At 69.3% G+C, this 7,389-nt stretch carries 7 protein-coding genes; 2 read left to right on the top strand and 5 right to left on the bottom strand.

Annotation, left to right across the window (positions count from 1 at the left end):
* The 5 genes from chrA to BT98_RS0119655 form a co-directional block, all read right to left on the bottom strand.
* The coding region (gene chrA, locus BT98_RS0119635) for a chromate efflux transporter (RefSeq protein WP_244881543.1) at positions 1–1,207 on the bottom strand (1,207 nt) is incomplete at its 3' end.
* Positions 1,204–2,037: a chromate resistance protein ChrB domain-containing protein gene (locus BT98_RS0119640; RefSeq protein ID WP_027297441.1), complete on the bottom strand. Its 834-nt coding sequence runs from the start codon at positions 2,035–2,037 to the stop codon at positions 1,204–1,206. The genes chrA and BT98_RS0119640, both read right to left, overlap by 4 nt.
* A gap of 241 nt (positions 2,038–2,278) precedes the next feature.
* Positions 2,279–3,457 (bottom strand): nickel/cobalt efflux transporter, encoded by a 1,179-nt coding sequence (locus BT98_RS0119645; protein WP_027297442.1) that lies wholly within the window; start codon positions 3,455–3,457, stop codon positions 2,279–2,281.
* Between the two features lie 10 nt (positions 3,458–3,467).
* On the bottom strand, positions 3,468–3,746 hold the full coding sequence (locus BT98_RS0119650; protein ID WP_027297443.1) for a metal-sensing transcriptional repressor: 279 nt from the start codon (positions 3,744–3,746) through the stop codon (positions 3,468–3,470).
* 72 nt (positions 3,747–3,818) lie between these two features.
* Positions 3,819–5,282 (bottom strand): fused MFS/spermidine synthase, encoded by a 1,464-nt coding sequence (locus tag BT98_RS0119655; protein WP_027297444.1) that lies wholly within the window; start codon positions 5,280–5,282, stop codon positions 3,819–3,821.
* A 330-nt stretch (positions 5,283–5,612) separates the two neighbouring features.
* Between BT98_RS0119655 and BT98_RS27425 the strand changes: the two genes are divergently transcribed.
* Positions 5,613–5,765: a hypothetical protein gene (locus BT98_RS27425; RefSeq protein WP_155985211.1), complete on the top strand. Its 153-nt coding sequence runs from the start codon at positions 5,613–5,615 to the stop codon at positions 5,763–5,765.
* Between the two features lie 3 nt (positions 5,766–5,768).
* The coding region (locus BT98_RS25225; RefSeq protein WP_051544356.1) for a copper resistance system multicopper oxidase at positions 5,769–7,389 on the top strand (1,621 nt) is incomplete at its 3' end.

Below are 7,389 nucleotides of genomic sequence, written 5' to 3' on the forward strand. Positions count from 1 at the left end.
CCCGCCGCACCTCGGCGAACAGCACCCGCAGGCCGAACCAGAGCGCGAGGTTGGCAATGACGCCGACCACGGCGGCCGTGACCGCCGCCAGGGCGCTGGTGAGTTCCCGGTTGGAGTGCAGCCTTTCGACATAGGGGGCGCCCAGGAAGATGAAGGCAAAGCAGGGCGCGAAGGTGACCCACACCGTCAGCACGGCCGCCAGTACGCCCCAGGCCAGCCCGCCCTGACCGAAGCCCGCCAGGAAGCCCACGAACTGGAGGACCAGGATCAGCGGGCCGGGCGTGGTCTCGGCAAGGCCAAGACCCACCAGCATCTGGTCGGGCGACAGCCAGCCGTATCCCTGCACCGCCTCCTGCGCCACGTAGGACAGCACGGCGTAGGCGCCGCCCACGGTCACCACCGCCATCTTGGAGAAGAACCAGGCAACGTCGGCGAAGACCCCGGCCCCGGTTGCCATGAGCACGGCGACCGGAAGGAGCCAAAGCACGACCGCGACCCAGCCCGCGCGCCAAGCGCGCACGGCGAGCCGGGCGGGACGGCCGGGATCCGCCGCCAGCACCGCGTCCAGCAGCGCGGGCGGGCCATCCTTGGCCGATCCGTGGCTGCCGCCCTTGAACGCCATGGGGGCGAAGTAGCCGATCAGCGCCGCCGCCAGCACGACGGCTGGGAAAGGCACGCCGAAGACGTAAAGCGCGAAGAAGGCGGCCGTGGCGAGTGCCCATGCGGCGTTGGTCTTGAGCGCCCGCCGCGCCACACGCAGGAGCGCTTCGACCACCAGCACCAGCACGGCGCATTTCAGGCCGAAGAACAGCGCCGAGACCACCGGCACCTGCCCCAGCGTGGCGTAGAGGACGGACAGGCCTAGCATTACCGCCATGCCCGGCAGCACGAACAGGACGCCCGCCGCCACCCCGCCGCGCACCCCGTGCAACAGCCAGCCAAGATAGGTGGCGAGCTGCTGGGCCTCGGGCCCGGGCAGCAGGGTGCAGAAGTTCAGCGCATGCAGGAAGCGGGCGTCGGAGATCCAGCGCCGCTCGTCCACCACCTCCCGGTGCAGCAGCGCGATCTGCCCCGCCGGGCCGCCGAAGGACAGCAGGCCGATCTTCATCCAGACGCGCACGGCTTCGGCGAATGAAGGCAGCGCAGGCTGGCTCTCAGGGATGGAAGGGGCGGGCCGCCGGACCTCGAGCACTGTTTTGTCGTTCACTGGCCAGACCTCCCAGCTGCGCTCGGCGACGCTGGCCAGTTGTGGGTCTCGGCGACGGCATCGCGGCTCCAGCGGTAGAAGGCATCGTACAGACCCATTGCGGCGTCGAGTTGCGCCAGGTCATCCCGGTGCATGCGGGACAGGCCCAGGGACGCCGCGAGCAGCCCCGCCGCCTGCGGCGCGAGGTCGGGCCGGGCGGTGTCGGCGCCGCGGACGATCTCCGCCAGCCGGAGCAGCGGCTCAGAGGTCAATCCGAACTCCTGGACCATGGTGTCGAAGGTGCAGGTCTCGCTACGATGGCTCCAGAACACCCCCTCGACGTCAAAGGGCGCGGCCCCGAAGCGTTCGGCCACCGCGCCGACCTCGGACGGCGCGACGAAGAGGAAGACGGCGGACGGATCCACGAAGCGCCGGATCAGCCAGGGGCAGGCAATCCGGTCCACCTTGGGCCGGGAACGGGTCACCCACACCGTGCGCCCCTGCGCATCGCGTGTCGGCAGGCGGTTCGGATGCACCAGCAGGTGGCCTTCGGCAGCCCATGCCTCGAAGCCGCCCTCGAGCACCTCGGCCCTGGCACCGCCGTGACGCAGCCAGGCGGCGACACCGTGGCTGAGCTTGAGGCCGCGCTGGCAGACGACCACCACGTGCCGACCGGCGTGGCCCGCCATCCAGGTGGTCACGTCGCGATGTTCGCGCCGGAAGGAAGCCGGGAGCAGGCGCGGGTCGGCCGCGTAGTCCTCCTCGGTCCGTACGTCGAGCAGCACCGGTGCATCGGGCAGGCCGACGAGCCGAGCGAGCTGTGTGGTGGTGATGGTGTCAGGTGCAGGCATGGGCGTCCCCTCCATGGTTGTGGAGTGTCGGACGCGATGCTTCGGCCGAAGCCTCACGGGGCGATCGCGGATGTCCCCTTGCGCCCAGGATGGTGAATGGCGTGCTGGTCTGTCAAGCAAGAGTGGCCGACCCGATGGCCGTCCCTGAGTTTTCCGGGCTGCGCATGCCATAGCAGGGGTAAGGTCCGGGGCTGCGCGTTCCGGCCTGAGCTTTCGCCCACGCAGCCGGAACACGCCCGCATCAGGCCGCCGCGATCTGCGTCAGCGCGACGGCACCGACATAGAAGCCCACCAGGATGATGAGCGCGCCCGAGGCATAAGGCGCCCGGCGCATGAAGGTGTCGAAGCCCGACCAGCGGCGGGACGCGTGGCGCATGCCGGTCGCGGCGATGACGCCGACGGTCACCAGGGTGATGGCGAGGCCGATGCTGAAGCACAGCACCAGCGCCGCGCCGAGGGTGAACTCCTGAAGCTGGAGGCAGATCAGCAGCACCGTGATCGCGGCCGGGCACGGCACCAGCCCGCCCGTCAGCCCGAACAGCACGATCTGCCAGGTCGTCACCTCGCGTCCGGCGAACCGGCGCTGGATGTCGTTGGCATGGGCGCGCTCATGAGCATCCTGGTAGCCGTCCGTGGTCGCGAAGGCACCGGGAGCCAGAGGCTCCTGCTCGTGACCGTCGCCCTGCTCCGCGAAGACCACCTCGTAGTCGTGGGCATGGTTGCCGTGGGACAGGCTCAGGCGGGCGGTGAACTCGTGAGGCTCTGGAATATCGGTCGTGGACTCGAGGTAGCCGCCGCGGTCGACGAAGCCGAAGCTCTGGCGCTGCCCGTCCGGACGAAGGGTCTCCACCGTCACATCCTCGGCCGCCCAGTGCGGACCACGCTCCGACCGCAGCCGCCAGCGCGGCGGAACGCCGTCCTCGAACACCTCCAGGGCGACGACGCCATGGCCGGTGTCGATGCGCCGCACCTCCTCGCCGTGGCTGTGGCTGTGGCCATGCCCCTCACTATGGCTGTGCTCATGGCCATGGTGGTGCCCATGGTCATGCGAGTGTCCGTGGGCACTGCTGGCCTGCTGGTCCCGCCAGGTCCGCCACAGCATCCAGATGGCCATGGCGATGATCGCCACGGCGGAGGCAAGCTGGAAGTACGGCTCCGCGGTCTCGGCGTCGAAGCCCTTCCAAAGGTACAGGCCCCCGAGTCCGATGCCCCAGACCACCAGCGTGTGCGAGAAGGTCGCCGCTACTCCGAGCAGAACCGCCTGCGTGACGGTGCCGCGAACGGCGACGATGAAGGCCGCCATCATGGTCTTCGAATGGCCTGGCTCCAGGCCGTGCAGGGCTCCCAGCAGGATGGCGCTGGGAACGAAAAGCCAGGCGTGGGCTGATCCTTGGGCCAGCAGTTCGGAGAAAGGAGTCATCGAGGCGCCTTCAGAGATACTTCGTGATGGCCTTGAACTCGTCGATCGGGCCGCGGTCGGCGCGCGGCACCGCGCCCACGACATCGTCGAGGCAGTGGTCGAGGTGGTCGTGGATCAGGGTCCGCTTGGCGTTGGCGATGGCCGCCTCGACCGCATGGAGTTGCTGCACGATGTCGAGGCAGGGGCGGCCCTGCTCGATCATCTCGACCACGCTGCGGAGATGGCCGTCGGCGCGCTTCAGGCGCTTCACGATCTCCGGATGCGATGCATGGACATGGGGGGCTGTCATTCTCCTGAGCTATCCCCCCGGTAGGGATACCGTCAAGCCGGTCGGCCTAGGAACGGCGGCCATTCCGTCTTGTCAGCGCGGCGCACGGCGTTGGGCGGCCACGGCGCGGGCAGCCCGAGTGTCCATGTCCGACAACTCGTCGGTCAGCGGGACCGCGCCATTGGCCACCAGGCTGGCTTCCCGCAGCGTGGCCTGCATTCTCGTTGATGCCGAGGCCGCGCTGGCTGGCGTGGCGTCCAGCATCTCCCTCGCCTGCTCGACCGCGACAGGCTCTTGCCAAGCCAGCAGGATAGTGTTGCCGCTGCCCGTCTGGGTCGCCAGCACGCTTGGGAAAGCCGCCATCATCGTCGCCGCCATGGGTGCCACGATGCTGCGAGGGTCTCCGGCCCCGAAGACGTTCACTGCCACCACGCCGCCGGAGCGGAGCCGCCGCGACACTGCCTGGAAGAACTCCACCGTGGCGACGTGGGAGGGGATCTGGCCGGTGGCGTAGAGGTCGACCACGATGATGTCGAACTGCGTCTGGCTCGTTTCGACGAAGCGGCGCGCGTCGTCATGCGTCACTGGAATGGTCAGGCCGAAGTGGCGCCGGGCGACGTCGGTGACGCCGGGGTCGATCTCCACGCCGGTGCTCCGCACGTCCGCCCATGCCTTCGTCATGGCATCCACCGCCGAGCCTCCGGCTACGCCCAGGAACAGCGAGTCCCGACCCTGGGTCAGGGACGGCACCGCCGCCATCATTTCCCAGTACGAGCCGGTCAAGCGGCCGTCTTTGCGCCGGGCCGACTGCACGGCGAGCGGCGAGTTCAACAGCAGGTAGGTCGCCTCCGGGGCGTCCCAGACCATCACTGTGTTGTAGATCGTCTCGAAATACTCGGTGAAGCGACTGGCCTGGGCCCGCTCGGCCCAGATGCCGAGAGCGAGCGGTGCCATCACCAGTGCCGCGCGCAATGGGGCCAGGCCGGTAGCCAAAGCGGCGGCGGCGGACAGCAAGGAGGCGGAGGCGTAGCCTGCCGTCAGACCCATATAGGGGATGGCATAGAACGCGGCGAAGAAGGTACCGCCAATGCTCCCCAGCGCGGCCAGCGCTGAAATGCTGCCCGAGGCCTTGGCGGGAGAGCCGGAGGCCGCCAGCCGCGCCACGCAGAGTGGCGAGACGGCGGCCAGGGTGAAGGCGGGCGGGCCGATCAGCACCGCCGAGGTAGCGACGGCTCCCGCCAAAGGGCCGAGCAGGTTTTCGAGGGCACTGGCCAGCGGGCGACCGATCCAAGGCGTCAGGGCCGCCGCGCAGGCGGCGATTGCCAGCAGCAGCGGCAGCAGCCTGGCGGCGTTCGCCCGCCCGCCCAAGCGTCCTCCGGCCCAGTAGCCGAGTGACATGAAGGCCAGCGCGGTGCCGATGATGGCGCCCCACTGGTGAATCGTCTGGCCGAAGACCGGCGCCATCAGGCGTCCGTCCAGCATCTCCAGCGACATCACGCTCCAGCCCGAGGCGAAGGCGGCGAAGCCGACGGCGGAGCGGTCTCTGCCGTCACGCATGGGCCAGACCTGCTTGGCAAGGCGGCGGACGCGTTCCTGACGCGGCATCCAGGAACTCCCCGCTCCGCCGGTGATGGCCAGGCACGAAACGCTGCGGGAAACGGAGGGGAGGAGCGAGATGCATGCATTTGTCCTATCCCCCTGGTAGGGATATGGTCAATCGGCTAGGGTGCCGCCAGCCTCTCGGCGCACAGCGGATGGCGGATGGCTGAAATATCTTGTCACACTTGGGCAATCTCCGGCTCGTAGTTGGTGGACATCCTGGCCCCATCGACTTCGGCGGGCGAGCCGTTGACCCGCCCACGCTGTGTCCACCGGGGAAGCTCACGGATGCGCCTTGTCACCTCCATCGCGGCGGCCGCCATGGCCGTTGTCGCCGTCGCGGCGCAGACCCGGCCCGCGGCCTCGGCCCACCAAGCCTTTGGTGACCGCGGACGCGCTCAGGAGCAGGACCATGCCGCGCCGGTCGCGGCCAAGGATTGAACGATGACCAATGAAAAGCTCAGCAGGCGGCAGGCCCTCGGGCTCGGGGTCGCCGCCCTGGCCTTTCCCGCCGCCGCGCCCGACGCCCTGGCGCAGCCCGCCGTCGGGCGGGCGATGCCGCGCGAGTTCAACCTGACCCTGTCCCACGTGACGGCCAACATCACCGGGCGCCGCCGTCCGGCCATGGCCATCAACGGGCAGATCCCCGGCCCTGTCCTGCGCTTCCGCGAGGGCGAGGAAGTGGTGGTCAACGTGACCAACCAACTCCGCGAGCACACCTCGATCCACTGGCACGGCCTGATCCTGCCGAGCAGCCAGGATGGCGTGCCGGGCATCAGCGACGGCTTCCAGGGCATCGACGCGGGCGGGACGCACCAGTACCGCTTCCCGCTCGTGCAGGCTGGCACCTATTGGTACCACAGCCATTCGGGCGTGCAGGAGCAGTCCGGCATCTACGGCTCCATCGTCATCGACCCCGCGACGCCGGAGCCTTTCGGCTACGACCGCGACTACATCGTCCAGTTGTCGGACTGGACGGACGAGACGCCGAGCCACGTCATCGCCAACCTCAAGCGCGACCCCGGCTACTACAACTACAACAAGCGTACCCTGGCCAGCCTGGTCGGCGAGCTCCGCCGCGCGCCGGACGCCGCCGCGCGCTCGGCCATCGTCTCCGACCGCGTCATGTGGGGCGACATGCGGATGGACCCGACCGACATCGAGGATGTCGGCGGCTATACCTACCTGGTCAACGGCCACACCCCGGCGCAGAACTTCACCGGCGTGTTCCGGCCGGGCGAGACGGTGCGCCTACGCTTCATCAACAGCGGCGCCATGACGCATTTCGACGTGCGCATTCCCGGACTCGATATGACCGTGGTCCAGGCGCACGGCAACAACGTCCGCCCCGTCACTATCGATGAATTCCGCATCGCCCCGGCCGAGACCTTCGACGTGCTGGTCCGCCCGGGCGACGGCCGCCAGTACCAGGTGCTGGCGGAATCCATGGGGCGCCAGGGTTTCGCGCAGTTCAGCCTGGCCACCCGGGAGGGCCTGCCCGCCCTGCCCCTGCCGCAGCACCGCCCGCGCCCGGTCCTGACCATGGCCGACATGGGCATGAACTACGGGCCCAAGGGGCTGGACCGCGGAACCCCGATGCCGGAGGTGGACGCGCCCGGCCATGTCGCGCCGATGGACATGGGCGGCATGGACCACTCCGCCATGCAGATGCCCGCTGGAGGCTCCATGGGCACCCAGCAAGGGTCCGTGGGCGGCATGAACCATGGAAGCATGGCTGGCATGGATCACTCGGCAATGCAGATGCCCGCCGGAGGCCCGCAGGGCATGCAGCAGGGCTCCATGGCTGGCATGGACCACGGCAGCATGCCCAACATGAACAATGGCGCGGCGGGCGCCGGTGCAATGGCCGGAATGGACCATGGCGGCATGGCGATGCCGGACCCGCTGGTGAACGACGTCGGCGCCCCGCCGGGCGCCCGCGTGCTGTCCTACCGCGACCTGCGGGCCGCCAAGCCGCTCTACCCCGTGCGCGAGCCGACCCGCGTCATCGAGATCCGGCTGACCGGCAACATGGAGCGGTACTTCTGGTCCATCAACGGCAACA

The organism is Roseomonas mucosa ATCC BAA-692 (assembly GCF_000622225.1).
Taxonomy (GTDB): Bacteria; Pseudomonadota; Alphaproteobacteria; order Acetobacterales; family Acetobacteraceae; genus Roseomonas; species Roseomonas mucosa.

Excerpts from the sequence above, each read along its gene's own strand:
- BT98_RS0119650 (WP_027297443.1), bottom strand. The coding sequence starts at position 3,746 with ATGACAGCCCCCCATGTCCATGCATCGCATCCGGAGATCGTGAAGCGC.
- BT98_RS27425 (WP_155985211.1), top strand. The coding sequence starts at position 5,613 with ATGCGCCTTGTCACCTCCATCGCGGCGGCCGCCATGGCCGTTGTCGCC.
- BT98_RS0119645 (WP_027297442.1), bottom strand. The coding sequence starts at position 3,457 with ATGACTCCTTTCTCCGAACTGCTGGCCCAAGGATCAGCCCACGCCTGG.
- BT98_RS0119655 (WP_027297444.1), bottom strand. The coding sequence starts at position 5,282 with ATGCGTGACGGCAGAGACCGCTCCGCCGTCGGCTTCGCCGCCTTCGCC.
- BT98_RS0119640 (WP_027297441.1), bottom strand. The coding sequence starts at position 2,037 with ATGCCTGCACCTGACACCATCACCACCACACAGCTCGCTCGGCTCGTC.